Source organism: Ornithinibacillus sp. FSL M8-0202, assembly GCF_037975285.1.
In the GTDB taxonomy this organism is placed as follows: Bacteria; Bacillota; Bacilli; order Bacillales; family Amphibacillaceae; genus Ornithinibacillus; species Ornithinibacillus massiliensis.
Window position 1 is genome coordinate 3,214,445 of sequence record NZ_CP150248.1, and the last position, 26,552, is coordinate 3,240,996.

Genomic DNA, 26,552 nt, shown 5'->3' on the forward strand with positions numbered 1-26,552 from the left:
TCATTCGGTTTTTCCGTTTCTTTTATATACACAAGCCTAAGACTTGGCCAATTTTACTTATTTATTGCTGCGATGATTCGACGAACGCCTTCCTCTAGTGTTGCGCGAGGGCAGGCGATATTCATTCTCATAAACTTCTCGCCTTCCGGTCCGTATTCAAACCCAGCATTTAATCCGACCTTAGCTTCCTCGTTAAAGAACTTGCGTAACCCTTTAGCATCTAAATGTAGTGAACTACAATTAATCCAAACTAGATAAGTCCCTTCTGCTTTGGTCACGGTTAAATCCGTTTCTGCTTCTAGTGTTTCTTTTACGTATTGATAATGGCTCTGTAAAAGTTCACGAAGTTGATCAAGCCATTCTTCTCCATGATTGTAAGCTGCTTCTAGTGCAGTATTGCCCATCGTATTTAGACCATGAAATCCTTGAATCGCAAATTGCTTTTCTAGTTTCCTCCGCATTTCTTGATTAGGGGTGATGGCATAAGATGCTTGCAATCCAGCTAAATTAAACGTTTTAGAAGGAGCCATGCACGTAACGGTCCTACCTGCAATCGATTCAGATAGTGATGCAATAGAGATATGCTGTACATTCGGGAAGGTTAAATCAGCATGAATTTCATCAGAAAGGATTAACACATCATATTCTTCACAAAGCCTAGCAATCTCTTCTAATTCATCTCTTGTCCAAACTCTTCCAACAGGATTATGTGGGCTACATAGAATAAAGGCCTTAACCCCTTGTTTGAATTGCTCTTCTAAGTCATCAAAGTCAATATGATATTTATTTTCAGAATATAAGAGTTGATTTTTTACAATTACTCGGTTATGTGCTTCAATTACTTTATAGAAAGGTGTATATACTGGTGTCTGAATTACTATTTTATCCTCAGATTCCGTTAAGGCTTGTACTGCCATATGTAAAGTTGTGACAACGCCTGGACTAAAGGAAAGCCATTCAGATTGAATATTCCAGTGATGCCTTTTAGAAATCCAATTGACAATGGATGATTTTACCATGTCATCAACAATTGTATAGCCATATATACCATGCTCTGCACGGGCAATCAATGCTTGGTTAACTGCATCTGGTGCTTGAAAATCCATATCTGCAACCCACATGGGTAAGACATCCTCAGACTGAAATAGATTTTTAACCATATCCCATTTGACAGAGCGAGTATTTTTACGGTCATGTATCGTTTCAAAAATTTTCATCCAAATTACCTCCTAATAGTATGTATTATTGTCTATTATAACGCAAAAAAAGACAAAAAAAGAGCAAAGCGTTTAAATACGCCTTGCTTACAGGGGGAATACGAGAAAGTCTTACGGTAATAGTTATACCCGGTTTCATTAAATATAAACATGTTTTATCGATTTTTTTACGTCTTTTGAAACCTTTTTGTAACCATATCGTTTACTTATATAGAGATAAGAATTGGGGGATGCGTATGTCTGATGAACTACTATATCAATCAATAAAGGAAAATAAACAAGAAGGCTTCAAACAGTTGGTTACCCACTATAAATCCACTGTTGAACAGATTGCTTTTCAGTACGGATTGGATAAAGAGAATATTGTCCGTGTTGTTCAGGAAACGTTTATTAGGTTGCACAAAGGAATAGATCGAGTAGAGCGACATGACTTACCGGGTTCTCTTTATCGGGCTTCCATGGATAGTTTGAAAGATTATCGTAGAATACAAACTGCTATTTCCAAAAATAACTCTTATAAGATGTACGGCTACTACTTTGAAAAATTAGAATATATGGTTATTCAGCATGCTTTAACTAAGTTAGATGATAAGTATAAAATCCCAATGATTTTACATTACTATCATCAAATGACCTTTGAGCAAATATCATTCATTATTAAAGTGAATTCAGATATCGTAAAGAAGCGGATAGCACAAGGAATGGAATTACTTCATGCGAATATAGAGAAAATGGATGCGAAGGAAAACGGAGTAGATTTTCAACATGTAAAATTATCAGACATGCTTGCTGAAATGGTGTATTCCTATGAACGATTACCAGCGTTCACACAGATTCAGGAGTTACTTCATCAAGTAGAAATGGTCGGGCAAAAACAGAAATGGCGAAAAAGCATTCCTATTCTAGTTGGAATAGTTGGTTTAATCCTTTTTTCTTTTCTTTCCGTTAATTATATACAAGGCGAAAGGCAGCGCCAGGTTTTAAAAAAAGAGGAGGAGGCTTCCGCATCCGTTGATAGTGAAATGGATGATTTGGATAACGAGGAAGATAACCAAGGATTAGATCCAGAATTGAAAGCATACTTAGAAGAGGCTAAAGAGAGGCTTGCAGCGGAACTTAGGATAGAAGATATTGATACATTTCCAACAGTAACCATGGTTGAAGGTTTACTAAGTGATCTGAATAGTAATTCTTCGTATTATCATGATGATACGAAGGAATATATTGAAATGCTTCTTCAATCACCTTCATCGCTAAAGGCTAATCTGGATCCAAACGCGATAGATAGTGAGGATTATTTATTGCAGTATTTTTACTTAGTATCAAATTACGAGTATTCGTTTCAGGAATATTTAAATCGATTACTATTGGATTATGATATATCAATAGATGACTATGAATCTATTATGTCATTACAAGAAGAGGCATCGAGTTATGAAGGACCTGAAAAAATAATAGAATTTATTGATGTTCTAGGTGAACAAGGCTATATCTTAACTAGAGCATCAGAAAACGCTGCACTAACAGTAAAGTTCTCGATTGAAAATCTAATCCAATATATGGAGCAAATTGGATATTCTGAAGCTTATATTGCTTATATGAAATATATTTCGAACATGGAAGACCTAGATTGGGATAGATGGGAGAGTTTCGCTCTATATGCGTTAGAAGCAGAAGAACTTCTGAGTACGTATGGGGATTCGTTTTCGGCGTTATTCCGGGATAGTATTATAAGTAATATAGAAACTCATCTATATAACTATTTAAGAATTGGGGACATGACTACCGTAACAGATGTGGAAATAGAAGAATATCATCAATTTCTTGCCAACCACTCGGACTCTATTCTCGCGCAGATAGTACAGACTACGATGAAGAATTGGGAAGAGAATGATTGGAAAAGGGCGCAAGATGATATTCGTATAAATGACATGAGATTACTTTTTGATAAAAGATATCAACATATTAATTATGAGGATACATTAAGTCTTGGGAGCTGGCCATTTACTTTAACAACGTCTACCATATATGAACGTTATTCAGAAGAATTAAGTCAAGACATGCTATTGGAAGAAAATCCTATGGAAATCGTATCATTATATGCTTACGCTAGTGCGAGAAGAGATACAGATACAATGTCTTCCTTAATCACTTCAGAAGAATTATTAGATAGTGAAGAAGAATCGTTAGAATGGTTTGAATTACGTAATTCAGGTGCTTATGCATTAACCGAATATCAAACGGAAGATTCTGCAGTCGTATTTATTGTAAACTGGGAAGGAGATCCATATTTTACAATAAATCTCGATAAAGATAACGGGGTTTGGAAAATAACGCAAATACATAAATAAAGAAGCGAGAATAAAATGAAGTAAAAAACCGAATGATTAGGGTCTTGTCCTATTCATTCGGTCTTTCTTTAAATGCTATTTTATTGATCCTGTTTCTTTTCGTTTATTTTAAACGTTTTTCAAGTTCTGCTTTTTCAGCTTCAAAACCAGGTTTTCCAAGTAATGCAAACATATTCTTTTTATATGCCTCTACACCAGGTTGATTAAATGGATTTACTCCTAATAAGTACCCACTCAAAGCACAAGCTTTTTCAAAGAAATACACAAGATATCCAAATGTGTATGCGTCTAGTGCTGGTAAATCAATAACAAGATTAGGTACTCCTCCATCAGTATGAGCTAATAATGTACCTTGGTATGCTTTGTCATTAATTTCATGAATCGTTTTACCAGCTAGATAATTAAGCCCATCAGAATTGTTTTCGTCCTCTTCAAGTGTCATCTCTAATTTTGCATGATTCACATGAAGGACTGTTTCAAACAGATCACGACGACCTTCTTGGATGTATTGTCCTAATGAATGGAGGTCTGTTGAGAAGTTTGCAGATGTTGGGAAGATACCCTTTTGATCTTTACCTTCACTTTCACCATAAAGCTGCTTCCACCATTCAGAGAAATATTGTAGTCCTGGCTCATAATTTACTAGCATTTCAATCGTTTTACCTTTATTGTATAAAACATTTCTGACTGCTGCGTATTGATAAGCAATGTTTTTCTCAAGAGAAGACTCGTTGAAATCATTCATTGCATCAAGTGCACCTTGCATGATGTCATCTACCTGAATCCCGCTAACCGCAATTGGTAATAAACCGACTGCCGTTAATACGGAGAAACGTCCGCCAACATCATCTGGAATTACGAATGTTTCATATCCAGCGTCATCGGCTACCCCTTTAAGTGCGCCTTTCGCTTTATCTGTTGTAGCAAAAATACGTGATTTCGCTTCTTCTTTTCCATATTTCTCTTCTAAATATTGCTTGAAAATACGGAAAGCAATAGCAGGCTCTGTCGTCGTTCCACTCTTAGAAATTACATTAATGGAGAAGTCTTTACCTTCAAGAACATCGAATAATTCCTTCATATATGTGGAGCTCATATGATGCCCTACGAAAATGATTTGTGGAACATTACGCTGCTCTTTAGATAATAGGTTTTGGAATGAATGGTTTAGCATTTCAAGAGCTGCTTTTGCCCCTAAATAGGAACCACCAATCCCGATAACAAGTAAAATATCAGAGTCATTTTGAATTTTTTTAGCAGCGGCCTGTATTCTGGTGTATTCTTCTTTGTCGTAATTCTGTGGTAAGTCAACCCATCCTAAAAAGTCATTTCCAGGGCCAGTCTTGTTATGTATTGCTTCGTGTGCAACGGTAACAAATTCAGCTAAATTGTCTAGCTCTTCCTTATTAATGAAATCTAGTGCATGTTGATATGAAAATTGTATATGTGACATGGTATCCTCCTTTTAGATATTATTATAAAGTAGTTTCCTCATATAGAAAATCAAAATACATAGGAAGAGGCTCCTGCCATCAATATTAACGAAAAGTAGGTAATGTTGATGGGAGAAGCCTCTAGCTATCAAGTATTAGTTTTTAAATTCGGATTGTTCAATCCATTCTTCAAGTTTTTCTTTTAGTGTATTGAACCCAGAAGTGTTTTCTTCAAGTTTTACTGATTGTTTAGCTGGAGCTTGAGGCTTAGCTTGTTTCTTTGGTGGTTCTTCCGTTGCACGGATAGATAAGGATACTTTATTTTTCTCCTCATCGATATTTAGAACTTTCACGTTCACTTCATCACCAACAGAAAGATGATCGTTAATATCTTTCACGAAACCATGTGTTACTTCTGAGATATGAACTAATCCTTGTACTTCATCGTTAAGTGCAACAAATGCACCATATGGTTGAATACCTGTTACTTTACCAGTAAAAATCTGACCTACTTCAATCTTATCTGTCATGCTGAACATCTCCTATACCTTCGTTTCTTTTCACACAATAAAATATTATACCATACATATTGGATTAGGGCAAAACATTATCGTTCCCATGGTATGGAAGTAATTAATATGTCTCCTTTAACTAGTAACAATTCCTGTTGAGGATTAAATATCCATTCACCATCTCGCTGAATGCCAAGTAGAAGACGGCCATTCTTTTGTAATGGATTTATGATTTCATGGAAGGAGTGGCCAACCCATTCTTCCGGCACTTCATCATGATGAAACTGTTGTGCATCTAAAAAGTGAATAATCGTTTCGAACGGTTTAGAGTGGCTTTTGAATACTTCTTGATACAATAGTGCACTCATGAAATCATTTGGGCGAAGAATGGTGCTTGCTCCAGCTCTTTTTGCATTATCAATTTGATTATCTGTCATAATCTCTACGATTATAGGGACTTTGTCATGATTCCCTCTCACTGCAACGACGGTTAAGATAGACTGATTATCGGCTTGTTTTTCGCTTTTATGATCATCAGCCGTAATGACGACTTTTTCTGCTTCCTTAATATTCGCTTTTTGCAAGAAGTAATCATCTGTCGGGTCACCGTGGATGAAATGGATTGGAAAATCCCGATAGGACATTTGCGAAACCGTTTGATCAATGAGGACGATTTCTTTCTTCGGATCATGCTTTAAAATTCTGTTCATCATTATTCGCGATCGCTCGTTCCATCCTATGATAATAATGTGATGGTTTCCTTTATAGGCAATTTTGCCACGGGATAAGTCTGATTCATGTTGAACGGTGGTAGCTGCAAACTGGGTGATATAAAAGGTGAGAAGTCCACCACCAGTTAAGATAAGGACAATGCCAATGATTCGGCCCAATAGTGTTAATGGTACATAATCGCCATATCCGACGGTTGCTCCCGTTACAACAGCCCACCAGATCCCGTCAAAAATAGTTGGGAATTGCTTCGGTTCGATGAAGTGAATAACTGTGCCGAAAAAGAGCATGACCAATAAAATGGTTAGAAAAAGTCTAACTAGTATTGGAAGACGAAAGTAAATATGCTTAAACAGTTCAATGTTCATATGCTCACCTAATTAATTCTGTGTCTCATTAGTATGTGCTATTTTTGGAGAACTATAGAGAAAAAGAGATGGGAGAATAATGTTTGAAGTAAAGAAAAAGCGAATGATGGTACATCCAGGCACATTCTGAAAATATACGATTGGTTCTGTTCCGTATAGGTGAATTTGTGCTATGCAAACTAGTCGAATAGTGAAGCTCATGCGTGGAGATAACACACTTTGGAGTTTACATTTATATCAGAAAAACGTAGCACATCATTCGGCTTTTTCAAAAACAAGTTTCGTTTTATTCTTACGATAAATTAGCTAACGTATTTTTCAAGCTTTTATACACTTCGTTCCATTTTTTTTCGTCTGATACGAATCGTTGGGTCATCGTTTGAATCATTTCATTAAACTTTTCTTTAAAGTCAGCTGCTTCTTTATTTGGAAGCTCTGCACGAATGGTATCCACAAATTGTTGGACAGATTCTGCACGTGGGCCCCATTTAGCCACTTCGTTTCCAGACTCATCGATAAAGATGAAAATAGGAATAGAACGAGATTTTCCATTTGTTAAATATTGATCCATTAATTCGAGATTTTGGTCTCTTAGAATCATACGTACCTCCATATTAGTCTTCTCTGCTAAATGGAGTAGTATTGGGGTATTTAACATAGCATCCCCGCACCAATCCTCAGTAATTACGATTACACGAAGGTGTTGATTCGTTAATGTTGAAAAGAATTCTTCGTCCTCAGGTAGTGTGAAACTATTGTAAATATGTAGAAGATTTTCCTTATGTGATTCCATTGCATCAATATATTCTTGACTAGGGATAGCTTTATTAAACCAATGATTTAAGCTCATATAACGACCTCCAATTTCTTTTTGATAATTCAATTTTAATAATAATGGATCGTTTCCGTAAATAAAAGTGCTCGATATCGGACAATTTTGTTATGATGGTAATATCGATACATAGAAGAGGAGTTGAGATAGGTTTGGAAAAAATGAACCAAGAATTTTTACTTGAACTATTAAAAACACCATCACCATCTAGTGATGAAGTGGTAATTCAACGGAAGATGCGTGATTATTATCAGTCATTTGCAGACGAAGTGTTGACAGATAATGCTGGCAATGTAATTGGAGTTTTGAATCCGGATGCGCCTTTTAAAGTGTTGTTAGCTGGTCATTGTGATGAAATAGCTTTAGTTATTAATCGCATTGATGAACATGGTTTTTTACATTTTGATAAAATGGGTGGGATTAATCCTAATGCAGCAGTTGGAATGAAGACGACAGTATTAGGCTACGGTAAAACGGTGACCGGAGTTATAGGAGTGAATGCTCAACACCATGGTGGATTGAAAAGTGATTTTGGCTTAGAGGATTTATTCATCGATTGTGGCTTTCGCACAAAAGAGGAAGCGGAGCAAGTTGTTCAAATAGGGGATTTAGTTGTTTATAAAACCGAACCTGAAATTCTAATGGATCGCTATGTTTCTGGAAGAGGCTTAGATAATCGAACTGGTGCCTTTATTGTGGCTGAAGTGTTAAGACTGCTTAAGAAAAAAGGATGTCAGGTTGGAGTTTATGCTGCAAGCACTGTAAATGAGGAAACTAATATGGGTGGTGCCTATTTCGCTGCAGCAGGAATAGAACCTACGATGGCTATTGCATGTGATGTAACATTTGCTACAGACTATCCTGGTGTCAATACGAATAAATATGGGGATATTCGCCTAGAAAAAGGACCAGTATTAGCAAAAGGAGCTCCGATAAACCGTAAAATGAACGATTTATTAGAAAGGGCAGCTAAAAAGCTAAAGATGGATGTTCAATATGAATTAACCCCTCGTCATACTGGAACAGATGCAGACAAGATGCGTTATACAGGGAAGGGTGTACCAGTATCATTAGTATCCTTACCACTAAGGTACATGCATTCACCAGTAGAAACAGTAAGTCTACAAGATATGGATCAAGAAATTGCATTATTAGTCGAGATGATTGCGGATTTAACCGGGGAAGAAAGTTTAAACCCACTGGACTAAGTTAATCTAGACCGCTTGCTTTGCAGGATGCTTACCTAGGAATATATATACGCTTATAGCAGTCTGATGGTTTTACTTAGCCATTTAGACTGCTTTTTAATTACCGTAAAATAGAACGAGTGAATTGAAGCAGAAGTGTTGCCAATTTGATACGGTTGCGTTAATATGGTTATATAAATTTCATATCGATTCCACTTCGGGGCAGGGTGCAATTCCCGACCGACGGTAATGAACAAATGTTCTAAGTCCGTGAGCCGTTTGTGTTTTTGCAAATGGTTGACCTGGTGAAAATCCAGGACCGACAGTTAAAGTCTGGATGGGAGAAGAGGTCGAGCCAAATCATGGTACATTTTATGTGCCTTTATTTCCTATTGATTACGATAAACCCTAAAGCCCCGATTAGGTCTGGCTTTAGGGTTTTTATATTTATGATTAGGCTATCCTTCATCACGATTGGAATCGATAACTAGATGAAGGAGGAATTGATGATGCAAAAAACAACAATGCAATCATCCAACTTAGCAAGACTTATTATTTTATCCTTACTTGGAGCGGTGTCCTTATTATTATTCTTTCTTAACTTCCCACTTCCGCTATTACCAAGTTATTTAAAGATTGATTTTAGTGATGTGCCAGCCATTATGGCATCCCTTATTTTCTCGCCGCTTGCAGGAGTAATCGTTGTTGCGATAAAAAATGTATTATACCTGGCAATAGGTGGGGGAGAAATTGTAGGAGTCACAGCTAACTTTTTAGCAGGTGTGTTACTCGTATTCCCAATTGGTATTCTTTATCATAAGTTTAAAAATGTAAAGAGCGTTGTCTCTGGCTTAATTACAGGAACTATTATTATGGCGATTGGTTTAAGTGTGTTTAATTACTTCATACTTTTACCGGTGTATGGATTAATGATGGGGTGGGGAGAGATGACCCATTCTGTGAAGTTAGGTATGGTGTTAATTGGTATCCTACCGTTCAATGTAATAAAAGGAATTATTATCGGTGCATTATTTGTACCAGTATTTATTAAAATGCGACGTTGGATAGAACAACAACAAGCTAAATTTGCATAATCTAAAAAGGCTGATCCTCTTGGATCAGCCTTTCTTTGGTACTACGCCTATCGTACATCTGGATACAGAGATTAAATTATCTTCTTCATCAACAATATTAATCTCCCATACCATATTGGATCTACCTACATGTAAGGGCTTTGCTTTAGCTGTTACGATTCCGTCACGCTTACTTTTAACATGGTTGGCATTAATTTCAATACCAAATACATGATATTTCTCCAAGTCTACATGTAAACACGCCCCTAAGCTTGCTGCAGATTCCGCTAGTGCTACACTAGCCCCTCCATGAAGAAATCCTAATGGCTGATGTGTTCGTTTATCAACTGGCATCGTCATGACGACTAATTCCTTCTCCATCGACACTGTTTCAATGCCAAGTGACTCCATTAATGTATTCGTTAATTCCATCTGAACTCTCCCCCTTATCTTAATTTTAAGTAGTTCTTAGATGAAATAATGTATTAATAAAGATAAACCTAGTAAGAACCCGTATATCGTATTTGTCTTAGCAGTTAACTGCATAGCAGGCATCATTTCTAGAGGCTCTGTTTTCCCTTTAAATCCTTTCAATACTTTAATCGCAGGTATAACAGCGATTAAGGTTAGGAGTGACCATAAAGGTAAAAATCCTACGATAATTAAATATGCGGTAAAATAAAATGCAACAAAAAATAGTAATCCTAAAAAGCGCACTGCATTCTTTCGACCTAGTAGAATGGCAAGTGTTTTACGTCCGCCTTTTTCATCCCCATCTAAATCACGAATATTATTAGCTAGCATAATACAGCCAATAAAGATAGCGACTGGAAAAGAGATAAAAATAACAAGACTATTTATTTCTCCAGTTTGAATGAAGTAACTGATACCAATAATTACGGTACCCATTAATAGTCCAGAAAATAACTCTCCAAACGGTGTAGTCGAAATTGGTAGCGGCCCACCTGTATATAGATAGCCGAATAGCATACAAACAAGACCAACAACAGCAATCCACCAGCTCGATACCATACAAATATAAATTCCTAATAAAAGTGCAATACCATAAAATACTAAAGCTAAGCGTAGTACAGTTTTTGGTTGAATGCCGTCACGGACGATAGTGCCACCAATACCAACTGATTCTTCGGAGTCTAATCCCCGAACATAATCATAGTACTCATTAAACATATTCGTAGCAGCCTGAATTAAGATAGAGGCTAATAACATTGCTAGAAATACTAGAATATGAATACCATCTGTATTTAATGCAATCATTGTACCGATAAACACAGGTACGAAAGAAGCTGTTAATGTGTGAGGTCTAAGTAGTCTCCACCATACCTGAAAGCCATCACGCTCATTTAAGGCTTTCTTGATATGATCTTTGTTGGTTGCCATAATTGTAATCCCCTTATCTTTCAATATCACTATAAGTTTAGGCAAAAAGCGAGGTAGTGTCAACGAAGTTAAGCGTCTTATAAAAGAAATAAATAGTGAATGTGGTCTAATCGGATAATAATAAAGGAATAGTCTTATTGAATAAAGTGTTACATTATAATATGGAAGTAATCCATATTTACTACCTTTCAGAACCAATATAGTCGTTTGGCACTTGATTTCTTGAGAAACGAGAAAAAAAGGAATAGAATAAAATGGGACTATTACGTACTAACGGAGGGCAACCAAATGATAGAGGTTAAAGAGGAAACAATTGAATCTACTTTAAGAAAAGTAATACAAGACTTGCTTCCCTCTGAATCAAGACTAGTAAGTTTCACAAAGAGAATAAACTATATTGATCCCCTTCATTTTTTTGAAGCGAGTACAAATTTACATATGAATCGTTCTTTCTGGAAAAGTACATTAGATAAGTTTACACTAGTCGGAATTGGGACTGCTTATGCAATTCAAGCAAATCATTCCCATCAATTGAAGGAGAAATGGGATGCTTTGGTACAAAAGGCCATTATGAACAACCCTTATCACGTACCAGGAACAGGTATTACCGCAATCGGCGGAATGGATTTTGATCCGTTAAAGCCGAGAACCGTTTTATGGGATAACTTTGCGACCAATGAATTGCGTATTCCAACCTTCCTATTAATGGAAAAAGAAGAGAGTGTTTATTTAACTATAACGGTATGTGTCAATGGAGCAGATAATCCTGAAGCAATTGCAAAGCAGCTAGCTGAACAAGAAAGGTTCCTCACGTCCTATCGAGAGGATGGGTTGTGTAAACCAAGTCTTGTCTCGAAAGAAGAAGTAAATCGCACCAAGTGGAAGGAGACTGTTCGTAAAGGTACGGAATTTATATCCTCTGGTCATGCTAATAAAGTAGTATTAGCTCGAGAGTTAAAGCTAGAATTTAAAGAGCCTGTTCAGGTTACTAAGGTCATCCAGGACCTCATTGTATCGCAACCGACAAGTTACATCTTTGCCTTTGAAAAAGCGGGGGACTGTTTTGTAGGTGCCACACCAGAGCGATTAGTGAAGGTGGAGAAGGATGCGTTATTGTCAACTTGTTTGGCTGGAACAGCACCTCGAGGTAAGACAGATGAAGAGGACCAAGCGATTGGGGAACAGCTGCTTTTTGATCCGAAAAATCGTGAAGAGCATGATTTTGTCGTTCAAATGATTAAAAAGTCATTACAGGAATTTTGTAAGGAAATGCAGGTCCCAGATAAACCAGTATTATATAAACTAAAAAATTTACAGCATTTATATACACCGGTTAAAGGGATTTTTAAAGAAGGAAATAGTGTCTTTGATGTGATTGAAAAATTACACCCTACACCTGCCTTAGGAGGAGAGCCTCGAGAAGCAGCCCTACAGTTCATTCGAGAGCACGAGGTACTTGATCGAGGCTGGTATGGAGCGCCTATTGGCTGGGTGGATAGCAATCAAAATGGAGAATTTGCGGTTGCTATACGTTCCGGTCTTCTTAAAGGAGACAAGGCTTCATTATTTGCGGGTTGTGGTGTAGTAAAAGAGTCAGATCCGGAAGCGGAATTGGAAGAAACAAGTATTAAATTTTTACCGATGCTGAATGTCCTAGGAGGATAACATAGATGAATCATATTGAAAACTTAACTAGATATATAGCTAACTTTGTCGATGAGCTGTCTAAAAGTGGTTTGACCGACGTCGTTATTTCTCCTGGATCACGATCAACACCGCTTGCGATGACCTTTGCAGAACACCCAGACATTAAAGAATGGATTGTACTGGATGAACGTTCTGCGGCTTTTTTTGGACTAGGATTAGCAAAGCAAACAAAACGGCCCGTGGCACTTGTTTGTTCATCAGGAACAGCTGCAGCTAATTATTTTCCAGCCATAGTGGAAGCACATCAAAGCAGGGTTCCATTACTAGCATTAACTGCTGACAGACCACATGAACTGCGGGATGTTGGTGCTCCACAAGCAATTGATCAAATCAAACTGTTTGGCGATTATGTAAAGAGTTTCCATGAAATGGCACTACCGGAAGCAATTCCTTCTATGCTACAGTATGCTAGGACAAGAGCAGCTCGAGCGGTAAACGAAGCATTAATAGGAAATGCAGGTCCAGTTCATTTGAATTTCCCATTCCGGGAGCCATTAATTCCTGACTTTTCATTAGAAAATCTCTGGGGTGAACCGCTACAGGAGCCGTATACGATATGGCACGAGGGGCAAAAGCGGCTGTCTGACAGCTTTATGAAACCATTTGCAGCTAAATTATCCTCCTTTAAAAAAGGGGTGATCGTCTGTGGCCCCCAAGTAAACGAAGAATTAGCAGAAGCGGTCTCTCTTCTTGCTGAATCGTTTGGATTACCAATTATAGCGGACCCGCTTTCACAAGTGAGGACAGGTGAACATGCTACTAGGAATATAATCGAAGGATATGATGCATTTTTACGTAATGAGAAAATAAGGAGTGCATTAAAGCCAGATTATATTCTCCGTTTTGGAGCAATGCCTGTTTCCAAAGCATATCTTTTTTATGTAAAAGACCATATCGATGTTAATCAATACGTGGTAGAACACCATGAAGGTTACAGAGAACCAGTAGGGAATCCAACTGAATTTATTCTTGCGGATCCCGTTTCGTTCTGCACAGATCTTCTAGAAGAAGCGCCCACGATTATTGCGGAAGATAATGAGTGGTTAGCACAATGGAAGCAGATGAATGAGATTGTGAAAAAGCATATCGCAATGGTAGCGGATGGATCACTAACCGAGGGGGAAGCAGTCAAGACGCTAGTGGAGATAATCCCGGATAATAGTAGTTTATACGTAGGGAATAGTATGGCGATTCGTGATGTAGATACATTCTTAATGACAAGTAAGAAGAAACTTACGCTTTTAGCGAATCGAGGGGCAAATGGTATCGATGGAATGGTGTCTAGTGGAGTGGGAGCAGCAGCCTCAGGACAACCCGTCACCTTATTATTAGGCGATCTATCCTTCTATCATGATATGAACGGCTTATTAGCAGCTAAACATTATCATCTCAATATAACCATTTTAGTCGTAAATAATAATGGTGGAGGTATTTTCTCCTTTTTACCACAGTCGTCTAATGAAAAGCATTTTGAAGCATTGTTTGGGACGCCATTACATATTGAATTTCAAAAGGCTATAGATATGTATGGTGGTTCTTATTATAATCCTACAACTGCTATGGAACTAGAAGAAGCATTACAGTCTAGCTATCAAGAAAAAGGATTATCGGTTGTAGAAGTGAAAACGGATAGAACAGATAATTTCCATTGGCATAAAAAACTGTGGAGTGGAATTGAGGAAGAAATTCTGAAGACGGTGATGGAGTGAGAGCACGAATAAGAGATGCAAGTTATTGGTATGAAGTATACGGGGAAGGGGAGGCTATTGTACTATTGCATGGATTTACTGGTAGTACAAATACCTGGAACCAATTTATCGAAACGTATCAGCACCAGTTTAAAATTATTGTGATTGATTTACCCGGCCATGGACAAACTTTTACACCATCCATCACCTCAATGGAGCAGTGCTGTCATGACATTCATGTATTATTAAATGAAATCGGTATACAGCAATTCCACTTATTGGGGTATTCGATGGGAGGGCGAACAGCATTATCGTATTCGATGTTTTATCCAGAGCAGCTAATATCACTCATTCTAGAGAGTGCCTCACCTGGCCTTTCGTCCGAAGAAGAACGCAACAACCGGAAGGCGAACGATGAGCAACTGGCACAGAAAATAGAGCGAGACGATGTAAGAGCTTTTGTTGATTTTTGGGAAAACATACCTTTATTTCAATCACAAAAAGCGCTACCTCCTAAGGTCAAAGAGGCGATTCGACAGGAAAGACTTGGACAATCGAAGGAAGGGTTAGCGTTATCACTAAGAGGAATGGGAACAGGAAGTCAACCGAGCTGGTGGACGAATTTAGCTACCTTCCCAAAACCTGTACTATTGATAGTTGGGGAGCTAGATGATAAGTTTATACGGATCAACCAGAAGATGTATGAATACTTACCTAATAGCGAAATGCGGATTGTGAAAAATGTTGGACATGCAATTCATGTGGAAGAACCCTTTATTTTTGGTACAATAGTAAAGGAGTTTATTTTAGCAGATTAGAGAGAATAGCTAACTTATACATCTGCATAAGAAAAATTCAATCGTTACATGATGGTTTTTAACTTTATTACATAGTATTTGAAGGAGGAGTATCATGGCTGTACAATGGGAAAAAGCTCGTGATTACGAAGAAATAATTTATGAAAAATATAATGGTGTTGCCAAAATCACCATTAACCGACCAGAAAAGCGTAATGCCTTTACGCCACTAACGGTAAATGAAATGATTGATGCCTTTGCCGATGCACGTGATGATTCATCTGTAGGTGTCATTATTCTTACTGGAGCAGGCGACTTAGCATTTTGTTCTGGGGGAGACCAGTCTGTTCGTGGTCATGGTGGATATGTAGGAGAAGATCAAATCCCTCGCTTAAACGTTCTTGACTTACAGCGTTTAATCCGCACAATTCCAAAGCCTGTTATCGCAATGGTTGCTGGTTACGCTATTGGTGGTGGACATGTTCTTCACATTGTATGTGATTTAACAATTGCGGCAGATAATGCTAAATTTGGACAAACTGGACCAAAAGTAGGAAGCTTTGATGCTGGTTATGGTGCCGGTTTATTGGCTGAAATGGTCGGCCAAAAGCGAGCTCGTGAAATTTGGTACCTATGTCGCCAATACAATGCAGAAGAAGCATATGAAATGGGATTAGTAAATAAAGTAGTACCTTTAGAGAAATTAGAAGAAGAGACGTTACAGTGGTGTGAAGAAATTCTTGAAAAATCACCAACAGCATTACGCTTCTTAAAAGCATCATTCAATGCTGCTACAGATGGCTTAGCTGGTTTACAACAATTTGCTGGAGATGCAACCCTACTTTACTATACAACAGATGAAGCAAAAGAAGGTCGAGATGCATTCAAAGAAAAAAGAAAACCAGACTTCGATCAATTCCCACGTTTCCCTTAATAAAGCGGAGGCTGTTGCGTAGTTGAAAGTAAACGATGGATAATAAGCAATGAATAAGTAGAAGAACCTTTGCGATATGGCAAAGGTTCTTCTTTCAAGAGGTGATTTTATGGCGGAAATTATGCCACACTGGCTTACCAAACAGGCAACCCTTTCACCCAATCGACCCGCCATCGAAATGGTCGACGGTTCAGTGATTACATTCTATGAATTAATGCAGCAAAGTCAGGAATTAGCAAAAAAAATAGCCAATCTTGGAATTGAAAAAGGAAGCCATGTAGGCATTTTATCCAATAATGACCCAACCATGATACGGCTAGTACATGCCCTAAGCTACTTAGGAGCCGTTGCCGTATTATTAAATACACGATTAACTAAGGAAGAGCTAAATTACCAAGTAAACGATGCCAAGATTAACACAGTCATTAGTCAAGATGACTTATTGGAAAAGGCTAACCAATTAAACGCAAATCAAATAATAGGATTTACTGCATTAGAAAGAGAAAAACCATTAAATATTACACTTGTTACTGAAATTAACCTTGATGATCCATTCACCATCATCTATACGTCGGGAACGACAGGATTTCCCAAAGGTGTTATTCATACGTATGGTAATCACTGGTGGAGTGCTATCGGTTCTGCATTAAATCTGGGATTATCAGAAAAAGATAAATGGCTAGCTGTTCTTCCATTTTTTCATGTTGGTGGATTATCTATTTTCTTTAAGAGTGTCATTTATGGAATGCCAGTATATTTGGTTGAGAAGTTTCATGAACAGGTAGTTCTTGACGCGATTTATCATCGTGGTGTAACGATAGCTTCAGTGGTCACAGTAATGGTACAACGAATTATCGAGGTACAAGGCGATCAACCATTTCCTAGTCATTTTCGCTGTATGCTATTAGGGGGTGGACCAGCTCCTGTTCCGTTATTAGAAAAAGCAACCAACCGAAACATCCCAGTCTTTCAGTCATTTGGTATGACAGAAACCTCATCTCAAATCGTAACATTGAGTCCAAAGGATGCGTTTCGTAAAATTGGCTCAGCTGGAAAGGCCTTATTTCCTGCACAAATCAGGATTGATACAGAAATTCCTATGGAAATAGGGGAGATCTATGTAAAGGGGCCAATGGTAACCAAAGGCTACTATAATAACCTAGAGGCAAATGAGAAGAGTTTCCGAGATGGATGGCTTTCAACAGGTGACCTAGGTTACCTAGATGAGGAAGGCTTCTTATATGTAGTAGATCGGAGAAAAGATTTAATTATTTCCGGAGGGGAAAATATCTATCCATCTGAAATTGAAAGTGTTTTGTCTGCATATCATGGCGTGCGAGAAGTGGGAGTGACCGGTAAACCAGATGACTACTGGGGCCAGGTACCAATCGCCTTTGTTGTATCAGACAAGGATGAAGTAAGTGAAGAAGCTATATTGGACTATGCAAAAAAACATTTAGCCAAATATAAACTACCGAAAGAAATTCATTTTGTCGAACGACTACCACGAAATGCTTCCAATAAATTAGTTCGAAATCAATTATTAGATTTACTATAAAATATCTCTATTCTCGATACATGCTTTTCCTCTTTTAAGACAGATTAAAAAACAGGAGGTGGGTGTGAATGGAGAAAAAGAAATATTATGTGGAAATAGGTAGTGGTGAAATATCACAAATAAAGTACCATAATAACGATAGTTTCACGATTTATGCTACGGATGAAGAGGTTGCTTTACTGCGTGCTAAGTTAGCCAATATGCATGATGCTTCCTATAATAGTTTCTGGAGAGCACATGTACCGATAATGCCTTATCATAATGATAAATCAAATGATAGCTATGATTCGGAAATGGTGGAGGCATATCAATTGTTACATGACCTTGGTGATAATACGACAAAACAACATATTGAAAGTATCGGAATATTGGATGAAAAACATATGTAAACAAAGTTGGGTAACAGAGACTGATTCTCTGTTACCATTTTTCGCTCTCCTTCCACTTTTGGGTAACAGAGGCCGACTCTCAGTTACCATTTTTCGCTCTCCTTCCACTTTTGGGTAACAGAGGCCGACTCTCAGTTACCATTTTTCGCTCTCCTTCCACTTTTGGGTAACAGAGACTGACTCTCAGTTACCATTTTTCGCTCTCCTTCCACTTTTGGGTAACAGAGGCCGACTCACAGTTACCATTTTTCGCTCTCCTTCCACTTTTGGGTAACAGAGGCCGACTCACAGTTACCATTTTTCTGCTTTCCTTGCTCATTTAGGGCACAGAGACCAACTCTCTGTTACCTTTTTCTGTTTTCCTTGCTCATTTAGGGCATAGAGACCAACTCTCAGTTACCTTTTTCTGTTTTCCTTGCTCATTTAGGGCATAGAGACCGACTCTCAGTTACCTTTTTCTGCTTTCCTTCCTCATTTGGGTAACAGAGACCGACTCTCTGTTTCCTCTTTCTTTGTTTAGTAACAGTAGATTATCGGGAATAGTAATACTATAGAATCTAGTCGGAGGATATAGTGATGAGAATACATTTCATTCTTATTGGAATTAGTATTGGTATTGCCCTCGTTCTATCAACCGTGTCTACTACTAATAATCAAGCCGTACCAGTTAGTCAACAGAATCCGATTCAGCATGATGACATTGTTCAATTGACCGATTTGTTTATGCATACACTTGTTCAAGAAACGGATGAGAATTATCGGGTATTAGAATATCCTGATAAAGAATCTATTGTAGATGCTTTTAAGCATATTACGACGGAGGATGTTGTGAAAGCATATGTCGATTACTATTTTTATGAAGAAAATGGGGCATTATATCTTGTTCCAACAGAAACTCCACCATGTTAGAGTAAAATGTTTATGGGAGGATACACCCCTTACAACTGTAAAAGTTGCAAAACTTTTACAGTTATAAGGGGTCCAGCAAGCGGAGCGCGGTAGTATAAAAAGCATTTTCCATGAAAAAAGGATCCTACTTTTGTATAGTTAAGTTTCGACACAAAAACTACAGAAAGAGGATCCTATATAAAAGATATCATATCTACAGTACAATGAAAGAATTAGAAACTATTACATACCGTGCTTTACAGGAGAGCTTCTCTCAAGTCATGGCTGAAACACTCATAGAATTAGACGAAGCTATTGCTTTAGGCAGGGATAAGAAGAGATATTATTTAAAAGATAAACGCACATTAAAATTCGAATCCGTTTTTGGACAAGTGGAACTGGAAAGAAATTATTACCAAGATAGAGAATCCGGAAAGTATGTGTATTTATTGGATCAATACTTAGCATTTGATGGTGCGAAAGGGATGAGTCCTGTCGTACAGGATTTAGCGATGGAACTGGCTGTGACAGGCGTGTCCTATCGACAGGCTGGGAAAGCAATGGAAAAGCTCCTGGGCATCCATGCTTCTTTAGATGGAAAGACTCCACATGAGGTTTATCAAGCACAATTAGATAATATGACCTTCTTAGAAAATACAGCGATTTTAGATACAATCTTTCTGAAGAGAGAACATCGAAAGGTCAAGGCTGATAGTACGATAACTTTAAACAGACAACTTTATGAAGTGCCTCCACGTTTTATTGGACAATCTATCGATGTCCGTTTTGATGAGAAGGGTATTTTTGTGTTTGAGGATGATCAAAAAATCGCTGAGGCAGTACCTGTATCTATGAAAGACAATGCCCACGTGAAACGAGTTCGTTCTCCCTTTACCATAACAGAAGAAATGGAGGGAAATGATGATGTATAAGACTTTTTATTCCTTGGCACAAACCCCCTTTTCGAAAGATTTACGTGCAGATGATGCTTTTTCATCAACAGATTATCAAGGTGCTCTTGGAGCACTGGATTACCTAAAAAGATCAAAAGGGATGGGCCTTCTTATCGGAGATCCAGGTGCAGGTAAAACATTTACTTTGCGTTCTTTCAAAGAATCCCTTAATCCTTCTTTGTATCATGTTGTTTATTTCCCTCTTTCAACAGGAGGAGTTATGGACTTTTATCGTGGTTTAGTTTATGGCCTTGGAGAAGAACCTACATTTCGCAAAGTAGATTTATTTCGTCAAATTCAACAAGGGATTGAACGAATGGCGAATGAACGAAAAGTTACCCCTGTATTTATACTTGATGAGATGCATATGGCCAAAGATGCTTTTTTACAGGATTTAGCCATTCTTTTTAACTTTCAAATGGATTCAACGAATCCGTTTATCTTGGTTTTAGCTGGACTTCCACACCTAAAGACACGTTTGTCTATTAATCATCATCGCCCTTTAGCCCAGCGATTGATAATGAAATATGAGATGCAGCCTCTTGCGAAAGAAGAAATATCTAAGTATATCGCACACCATCTGAAGTTAGCAGGAGCAAAAATGCCTATCTTTACCGAAACCGCGTTAGGGGCAATTGCCCTGAGATCTCAGGGGTGGCCACGTGTCATTAATACGTTAACGATAAATAGCTTACTATTCGGAGCTCAATTAAAGAAAGAACAAATCAATGAAGAAGTAGTACGCTTAGCAATTGAAGATAGTGGTATATGATGACAGATGGAATCATTGTTTTTAATCATGAAGAGCATGAATGGAGGTTATGGATTGGACACCAGGATTACTGGTTACAACAAGGATATTCCTTTGAACTGTTGATCAAAGGCAGTATTTTAACGCAATGCTTGAAAAGGACTTTGATTGGTTTGTCACCTTAGGAGGAGAGATAAAAGTAGTACTCCATATGAAGGAAGTTTATAAAGTAAGAGTTGAGTTAGAACATTTCATGAAAGTTGAGGACCCTTTTTAGGGTTCTCTTTTTGAGTTTGAAACTGGATTATTATGACTAGAGTTTTTCATATTCCGAAATAACTTGGAAAAATTAGCACATTATTTCAGATTTCTCGCTGAACAAATTCGGAAATGGGGTGCTGAAATAATGTGCCCGTTTACAACATTAGATACATCAAGATTTCTTTTTAGTTGTTTTCCAATATCACTGTTAGATATAAAAATATTTCTATACTAAAATACGTTTCTAACGCACAGTACCGTTCTCAATCCAGATCGATATCATAATAAAGTTATATACTCTTTTTACAGTTACTGGAACTCCATTAAATAGACATTAAAAAAATGTTCTATACTAAGTTACCTTTATTAACCAAACTTGTAATTTAAAACCGTATTATTTATATTATCTTGTTAAACTAAAGCACCTATTAGACAATGATAACCATTGCCTACTTATTTTCTTTTGCTTTTGTATCTTATTTTAGGGCATCGCACCCTTGATAAAATCTGTTTAGTAAAAAACAGCTTTGAACTATATTTTGGGAGCATTATGAACATAATAAGGACTTAATAATTAAACACCCTTACTTTTGGAACCCATTACTACGATTAAATGTCAGTCTTCAATTATCTCAAAAGTTTGCCATTCTTCGTTACCATCTAGACGTATAAAAGTTCCTATTTTTTCGTTATTTTTACTTTTAAACCCTAAAACTACTTCTTTCAAGTTTTTATTAATTAAAATGACTGTAGTAGATGCTCTTTCATATTCATTATCATTATTATAAAGTGCATCTAAGATAAGTTGATAAATTTGACTACTGTCTTCATATAATTCATCCAATTTATCTTCCATGTCTTCAATATCTGTTAGAATATATGATTTTCTTTCGATACCAAAAGCTCTCGATATCTCATTAGATAGTTCAATATTATCAATAGTTATCTCACTATTTTCCTTTCCTTGCTTATTTGTTTTTTCAGAAGGACTAGTAATTGTGGAAGAATCTTTATCTTGTGAGACGCAAGCCGAAAGACCAAATAATAAAATTAGTATCAGAAAAATGAGGGAAGACCTAATCACTGCATCACTCCTAGCTCGGAAAAATAATATACGCCTTTAAAAAAATATTTATGAAAAAAATAAAAAAGGTCCTTATTACCAGCCAACATTACAACAGTAATAAGGACCTATATGATTATCAAAGATGTCTAACGTTATATTTCCATAATGATCACAATATACCCTTATTTCCGCGGTATTATTATGTCTATTATCCTTAGATAAACCAAAAATACCTACTTGAGCCACATATTGATTCGAAATTGTATCAGTATAATCCCAGTCGTCTACTTTCCAACCAGATTTTTTACTTAGAGTCCAGGTATTACTTCCTTTCACACCAACAGCATTAAGACTAGTATCATAAAAAAATGTTACATCCATACCGTATTCAGCAACAGTTTCACCGGAGTCAACTAAATAAAAATGACCGGAGGCTGTTTTACTTTTATATCTCATCCTCCCTTTATGGATAATAAAAATGTATAACAGAATAATTCTTTTCTTTCTTAATTCCTTTTCTTAAACAATAACCCCTTTATCTAAATAATTTATTGTGTTTCGCCCTAGTTGTTACACCAAAACTACCATAATTTGGGATAAATAGTAAATGAGCCAAAAGACCCAAATGTATAAAAATTACAAATATAACGAATCTATAATAACATCCAGTATATTTAATAAACGGATAGCAGACTTTTGTCTGCTTTCTTGTTGTATTTTCGCCCTTTTGCCTTTTACATGGTATCGTTCGCACGCTTCACGAGTTCATACTCCCAACAAAAGAGGAAAAATAATTCCCTTTTGGGAACTAATGGCCATACAGAAGACAAAATTTCTAAGGAGTGAAAAAGATGATAAAACTAGATGTTTACAAATTGGTAACGAATAGAATCATTGAAAAATTAGAGAAGGATGTTATTCCTTGCGAAAGCCTTGGACAAATGCAGATGCTGTAAATTGGTTTACAGGAAAGGCATATAGAGGCGCTACTAGAGCCAGGTGAATATGCTAATTTTAAACAAATCAGGATGCAGGCGGTAAGATAAAAAAGGTGAATTCGGTCATATAGTCGTATTTTGGAAGTGGTTAGAAAAGATTGATGAAGAAACCAAAAATAGACCATCTCAGTGGGTGTTGACCAAGAAGAAGAGGAAAAATTGACTGCCATAGATCACCATGGTTCGATAAACAGAATGGATACGATGTGGTACAATTAGATAGGAATACGTTCTTGGTTACGCAAGACAATCAATCCGAATTGTACGGTGAATACGGTATTGAATTAGAGTTTACGTTTCTAGACCAAGAATGGAAGATCACAAAAATAACACATCTATGATGAAGAGTAAAAGGTAGCTGACATATGTTAACATTTCGAGATTTTTATCATAATGAGATACGATTATCTTTTCTTGACCACCCCTTTTCGAAGGAACCAAAGCATGTATGGGTCATTTGTCGTTTTAAGGGGAAATGGCTATTAACGAAACATAAGGACCGAGGTTTGGAATTTCCAGGTGGAAAGGTAGAAGAAGGAGAAAGTGCTGAAGATGCGGCATATCGGGAGGTAATGGAAGAGACTGGTGGAATTATTAAACAACTACAGTATATTGGACAATATCATGTTGCAGGTAAAGCGGAGCATGTGATTAAGAATGTTTATTATGCTGAAGTTGATACCTTGGTAGAGCAAGATACGTATTATGAAACAGAAGGCCCTGTCCTTCTATCAGAAATTCCTAAAAAAGTGAAAACAAATAAGAAATACAGTTTTATTATGAAGGATGACGTTTTAACGTATTGTTTAAAGAGAATTTCTAGGAATTAATTTCTAATGGCCGTACGACACCTCCTGCAGAGGAGGTGTTTCTTGCTTGAAAAGTATGACTATCCGTGCCTGTTTTGGTAGTATATAATAAAAATAACCGAAAAGGTGTGTGTGATTTTTGAACAGTACTTATATAGAAAACTACTTTAATCTAGTAGAAAAGCAAAGAGTGATTTTTTATCAATCGGTCTCCAAGTCTAACTTTGGATTATGGAAGCGTCCGTTACCAGATAAATGGTCGGTTGGAGAAACGTTATATCATGTATATCTAATGGTGAGGTTAGTTAGAAGGTTTTCCACCATTTATCTCCCCCTTGCCAAACCGCTTGCTAGAATACGTAAACATCACCCTTACCAAACTTCAATACATAATATTTATGTAGAATATACTCAGAAGAAAAAAGGTTCTATGAAAGCTCCTTATGTATTAACACCACCAAAAAACCTTAATCAAACATACACACTTCTCGATATTCAACAGTTACTTATAAACGAGACGAATAAATTTAAGAATTTAGTAGCCGAATTAGAGGAACCAGTTGCAGGCCACATTCGCTATCCAGATCCAGTTGCACATTATCCAAACGTTATTCAAAGTGTTCATTTACTGGCAATTCATGAACAACATCACTTTAGTTTAACGGAAGGGTACATACAAGCGAGACAGCAGATCACTAAGTGAAGTCGGGAGTAATGGTGGCAGAAAAATATCCGATGCGAAATCAGGACGTACTATTATGCTGTTCAAAACATGATCTTATTGAATTGGACATAGCTCGGAGTTTGAGTCACAACATGATTAGCTCGACCGTATTGTTTCCTATAAAAGAGAGATATTAGAGGAGTGAGGAAAATCGAACAGCTTACCAAGATTGCAGAAGGTAATACCGCTACGATTTATGTACGCAATAATCAAATAGTTAAAGTCTTTCATGCGTACTTACCGGAAAGTGAAGCGAAATATGAAGCGGCTAAGCAAGAAGTCGCCTATTCTAGTGGCTTACCAGTACCTAAGGTGATAGAAGTTACTTCATTCGAGGGGAGCCCAGCCATTATAATGGAGTATGTACATGGCTCTACATTAGGGGAGCTGATGTTAGCTAATATGCATGATGCTAGAGATTATTTAAATATCGCAGTTGATATACAACGGAAGATTCATTCGGTTAAAACAGACTCCATAGAGCTAATGACGTTAAAATTAACGCGTCAAATTGAAGCTGCTGAGATGTTAAATAAAAAGCAAAAAGCATGTCTTATCGAAAAAATGAATCAAATGTCTTATGAAAATAGATTGTGTCACGGCGATTTACATGTTTTTAATCTTATCCAGACAGGTCATCATATTGCAATTATAGATTGGGTGGATGCTAGTGTTGGTGATGTTCGTGCGGATGTCTACCGTACCTATCTACTGTATTCACAGCATTACCCAGAAATTGCTGAGGAATATTTAAATCTTTATACTGAAAAAAGCGGCATCAACAAGAACGATATATTAGAATGGGCCCCGATTATAGCGGGAGCGAGATTAGCAGAATTTGTACCGACAGAAGATTCGAGTAGGTTATTACAGATAGTTCAAGACTATTGTACGTAAACTATAATAGTCTAGGTAACTCGAGATCCGGTAGAAAGGTTATGTAAATAGATTAGCTCCTGGTTAATCGGACATTTTAACCGAGAAAATATATGTACGCTTATTAGAGATAGCTTCGGTGAGACCTCCTTTAATTAGCGAGGAGTCTCACCAGCCATCGGATGGGAGATGTTTAGTTCAAGTAGTCATTCCTATAGAGTTACGTTAATTTCTACTATGTCGTATGCTTAATCAACCAACGTTCCATTCTTTCAACGACCTTATACATGATTGCCGCAAAGATAGCAATTAGAATTAATGCTGCCATGACTAAAGTAAAGTCAAAGACTTGGAAGCCATATACAATCAAATAGCCTAATCCCTCTTTGGAAACAAGAAACTCTCCTACGATAACCCCGACCCAGGATAGCCCAACATTTACTTTTAACGTTGAAATCATGACGGGAAGATTTGCTGGAAATACAGCTGATTTAAAGCATTGCCAACGGGTTGCACCGAAGCTTTTTAGTACTTTCTCATAGTTTGGATCAACTTCTCTAAATCCGGTGTAGACAACAATCGTTGTAATAATAACGGAAATGATAGCTCCCATGGCAATAATCGATACATAACCTGGCCCTAAAGCGACAATAATGATGGGCCCTAAGGCGACTTTAGGCATGGCATTTAAAATTACTAAATAAGGATCCATAATTTTTGAAAATCGGGTAGATGACCATAACAATGATGCAAGTATTATACCGAGTACTGTACCAATCATAAAGCCTAGTAACGTTTCAAATAACGTGACATACGTATGTGAAATCATCGAGCCATCTGAAAGTTTTTCGACTAATAGATTGAATACTCTTGTTGGTGAGCTGAATAATAACGGGTCAATCCATCTCATTCTACTAGCAAGCTCCCAAAGGCCAAAAAAACCAATTAAAATAAGAGCTTGCCAAATGAATACAATACGTTTCTCTCGTAGGAGTTTTTGCTTATGCGTTTCAAATAATTGCTGGTCTTCATGATGGGACATGGTAATAT

General features: G+C 37.2%; 24 protein-coding genes, 2 pseudogenes and 1 riboswitch. Of the genes and pseudogenes, 16 read left to right on the forward strand and 10 right to left on the reverse strand.

From position 1 onward, the window contains the following. Positions 1-53: 53 nt before the first annotated feature. Positions 54-1,217, reverse strand: coding sequence for a MalY/PatB family protein (locus tag MKY78_RS16250; protein WP_339214170.1), 1,164 nt, complete (start codon positions 1,215-1,217; stop codon positions 54-56). A gap of 236 nt (positions 1,218-1,453) precedes the next feature. On the opposite strand from MKY78_RS16250, the gene MKY78_RS16255 reads away from it, so the two are divergent. Continuing rightward, positions 1,454-3,568: a hypothetical protein gene (locus tag MKY78_RS16255; RefSeq protein WP_339214172.1), complete on the forward strand. Its 2,115-nt coding sequence runs from the start codon at positions 1,454-1,456 to the stop codon at positions 3,566-3,568. 103 nt (positions 3,569-3,671) lie between these two features. Here the strand turns inward: MKY78_RS16255 and MKY78_RS16260 are convergent, their stop codons facing one another. The 4 genes from MKY78_RS16260 to MKY78_RS16275 form a co-directional block, all read right to left on the reverse strand. Beyond that, positions 3,672-5,021 carry a glucose-6-phosphate isomerase gene (locus MKY78_RS16260; RefSeq protein WP_339214174.1) on the reverse strand — a complete coding sequence of 450 codons (1,350 nt, stop codon included), beginning with the start codon at positions 5,019-5,021 and terminating at the stop codon, positions 3,672-3,674. A gap of 135 nt (positions 5,022-5,156) precedes the next feature. After that, complete coding sequence (yugI, locus tag MKY78_RS16265; protein ID WP_339214176.1) at positions 5,157-5,531, reverse strand: S1 domain-containing post-transcriptional regulator GSP13; 375 nt, start codon at positions 5,529-5,531, stop codon at positions 5,157-5,159. A 77-nt stretch (positions 5,532-5,608) separates the two neighbouring features. Continuing rightward, on the reverse strand, positions 5,609-6,610 hold the full coding sequence (locus MKY78_RS16270; RefSeq protein WP_339214178.1) for a potassium channel family protein: 1,002 nt from the start codon (positions 6,608-6,610) through the stop codon (positions 5,609-5,611). Positions 6,611-6,902: 292 nt separating this feature from the next. Further along, complete coding sequence (locus MKY78_RS16275) at positions 6,903-7,460, reverse strand: thioredoxin family protein (protein WP_339214179.1); 558 nt, start codon at positions 7,458-7,460, stop codon at positions 6,903-6,905. Positions 7,461-7,594: 134 nt separating this feature from the next. Between MKY78_RS16275 and MKY78_RS16280 the strand changes: the two genes are divergently transcribed. Next, the gene (locus MKY78_RS16280; protein ID WP_339214181.1) at positions 7,595-8,650 is read left to right on the forward strand and encodes a M20/M25/M40 family metallo-hydrolase; all 1,056 of its coding nucleotides are present in this window, start codon (positions 7,595-7,597) and stop codon (positions 8,648-8,650) included. A gap of 188 nt (positions 8,651-8,838) precedes the next feature. Next, positions 8,839-8,982: riboswitch (FMN riboswitch) on the forward strand. Positions 8,983-9,138: 156 nt separating this feature from the next. Then, positions 9,139-9,723: an ECF transporter S component gene (locus MKY78_RS16285; protein ID WP_339214183.1), complete on the forward strand. Its 585-nt coding sequence runs from the start codon at positions 9,139-9,141 to the stop codon at positions 9,721-9,723. A 24-nt stretch (positions 9,724-9,747) separates the two neighbouring features. Here MKY78_RS16285 and MKY78_RS16290 read toward each other — a convergent pair whose 3' ends face one another. Beyond that, a complete protein-coding gene (locus MKY78_RS16290; protein ID WP_339214185.1) occupies positions 9,748-10,134 on the reverse strand; it encodes a hotdog fold thioesterase in 387 nt (128 codons plus the stop codon). 36 nt (positions 10,135-10,170) lie between these two features. Next, complete coding sequence (locus MKY78_RS16295) at positions 10,171-11,103, reverse strand: 1,4-dihydroxy-2-naphthoate polyprenyltransferase (RefSeq protein ID WP_339214186.1); 933 nt, start codon at positions 11,101-11,103, stop codon at positions 10,171-10,173. A gap of 288 nt (positions 11,104-11,391) precedes the next feature. Here MKY78_RS16295 and MKY78_RS16300 point away from each other — a divergent pair, with 288 nt between their 5' ends. From MKY78_RS16300 to MKY78_RS16345, 10 genes and pseudogenes are all read left to right on the forward strand, one after another. Beyond that, positions 11,392-12,768: an isochorismate synthase gene (locus tag MKY78_RS16300; protein ID WP_339214187.1), complete on the forward strand. Its 1,377-nt coding sequence runs from the start codon at positions 11,392-11,394 to the stop codon at positions 12,766-12,768. A gap of 5 nt (positions 12,769-12,773) precedes the next feature. Then, positions 12,774-14,519: a 2-succinyl-5-enolpyruvyl-6-hydroxy-3-cyclohexene-1-carboxylic-acid synthase gene (gene menD, locus MKY78_RS16305; RefSeq protein ID WP_339214189.1), complete on the forward strand. Its 1,746-nt coding sequence runs from the start codon at positions 12,774-12,776 to the stop codon at positions 14,517-14,519. Continuing rightward, entirely contained in the window at positions 14,516-15,316 is an 801-nt protein-coding gene (menH, locus tag MKY78_RS16310) for a 2-succinyl-6-hydroxy-2,4-cyclohexadiene-1-carboxylate synthase (protein ID WP_339214191.1), read from the forward strand. Before menD ends, menH begins: the two co-directional genes overlap by 4 nt. A 94-nt stretch (positions 15,317-15,410) precedes the next feature. Continuing rightward, the gene (gene menB, locus MKY78_RS16315; protein ID WP_186870894.1) at positions 15,411-16,229 is read left to right on the forward strand and encodes a 1,4-dihydroxy-2-naphthoyl-CoA synthase; all 819 of its coding nucleotides are present in this window, start codon (positions 15,411-15,413) and stop codon (positions 16,227-16,229) included. Between the two features lie 109 nt (positions 16,230-16,338). Beyond that, positions 16,339-17,787 (forward strand): o-succinylbenzoate--CoA ligase, encoded by a 1,449-nt coding sequence (locus MKY78_RS16320; RefSeq protein ID WP_339214193.1) that lies wholly within the window; start codon positions 16,339-16,341, stop codon positions 17,785-17,787. 68 nt (positions 17,788-17,855) lie between these two features. After that, positions 17,856-18,176 (forward strand): hydrolase, encoded by a 321-nt coding sequence (locus MKY78_RS16325; RefSeq protein ID WP_339214195.1) that lies wholly within the window; start codon positions 17,856-17,858, stop codon positions 18,174-18,176. 576 nt (positions 18,177-18,752) lie between these two features. Then, positions 18,753-19,085, forward strand: a complete 333-nt coding sequence (locus MKY78_RS16330; RefSeq protein WP_339214197.1) for a hypothetical protein — start codon at positions 18,753-18,755, stop codon at positions 19,083-19,085. Between the two features lie 203 nt (positions 19,086-19,288). Then, positions 19,289-19,627, forward strand: a pseudogene (locus MKY78_RS16335) (UPF0236 family protein); the annotation flags it as partial. Positions 19,628-19,645: 18 nt separating this feature from the next. Continuing rightward, positions 19,646-19,996, forward strand: a pseudogene (locus tag MKY78_RS16340) (Mu transposase C-terminal domain-containing protein); the annotation flags it as partial. Next, positions 19,989-20,789 carry an AAA family ATPase gene (locus tag MKY78_RS16345; RefSeq protein WP_339214199.1) on the forward strand — a complete coding sequence of 267 codons (801 nt, stop codon included), beginning with the start codon at positions 19,989-19,991 and terminating at the stop codon, positions 20,787-20,789. The pseudogene MKY78_RS16340 and the gene MKY78_RS16345, both read left to right, overlap by 8 nt. Before the next feature lie 856 nt (positions 20,790-21,645). Here the strand turns inward: MKY78_RS16345 and MKY78_RS16350 are convergent. Together MKY78_RS16350 and MKY78_RS16355 are read right to left on the reverse strand one after the other, a co-directional pair. Beyond that, positions 21,646-22,113 (reverse strand): hypothetical protein, encoded by a 468-nt coding sequence (locus MKY78_RS16350; RefSeq protein WP_339214201.1) that lies wholly within the window; start codon positions 22,111-22,113, stop codon positions 21,646-21,648. A gap of 75 nt (positions 22,114-22,188) precedes the next feature. Continuing rightward, positions 22,189-22,551, reverse strand: a complete 363-nt coding sequence (locus MKY78_RS16355) for a hypothetical protein (RefSeq protein WP_339214203.1) — start codon at positions 22,549-22,551, stop codon at positions 22,189-22,191. A gap of 907 nt (positions 22,552-23,458) precedes the next feature. Between MKY78_RS16355 and ytkD the strand changes: the two genes are divergently transcribed. The 3 genes from ytkD (at position 23,459) to MKY78_RS16370 (ending at position 25,523) form a co-directional block, all read left to right on the forward strand. Beyond that, positions 23,459-23,923 (forward strand): RNA deprotection pyrophosphohydrolase, encoded by a 465-nt coding sequence (ytkD, locus tag MKY78_RS16360; protein WP_339214205.1) that lies wholly within the window; start codon positions 23,459-23,461, stop codon positions 23,921-23,923. A gap of 118 nt (positions 23,924-24,041) precedes the next feature. Continuing rightward, positions 24,042-24,605 carry a DinB family protein gene (locus MKY78_RS16365; RefSeq protein WP_339214207.1) on the forward strand — a complete coding sequence of 188 codons (564 nt, stop codon included), beginning with the start codon at positions 24,042-24,044 and terminating at the stop codon, positions 24,603-24,605. Between the two features lie 162 nt (positions 24,606-24,767). Beyond that, positions 24,768-25,523 (forward strand): aminoglycoside phosphotransferase family protein, encoded by a 756-nt coding sequence (locus MKY78_RS16370; protein WP_339214208.1) that lies wholly within the window; start codon positions 24,768-24,770, stop codon positions 25,521-25,523. Positions 25,524-25,737: 214 nt separating this feature from the next. Here MKY78_RS16370 and MKY78_RS16375 read toward each other — a convergent pair whose 3' ends face one another. Further along, complete coding sequence (locus MKY78_RS16375; RefSeq protein ID WP_339214210.1) at positions 25,738-26,544, reverse strand: ABC transporter permease; 807 nt, start codon at positions 26,542-26,544, stop codon at positions 25,738-25,740. Between the last annotated feature and the right edge of the window lie 8 nt (positions 26,545-26,552).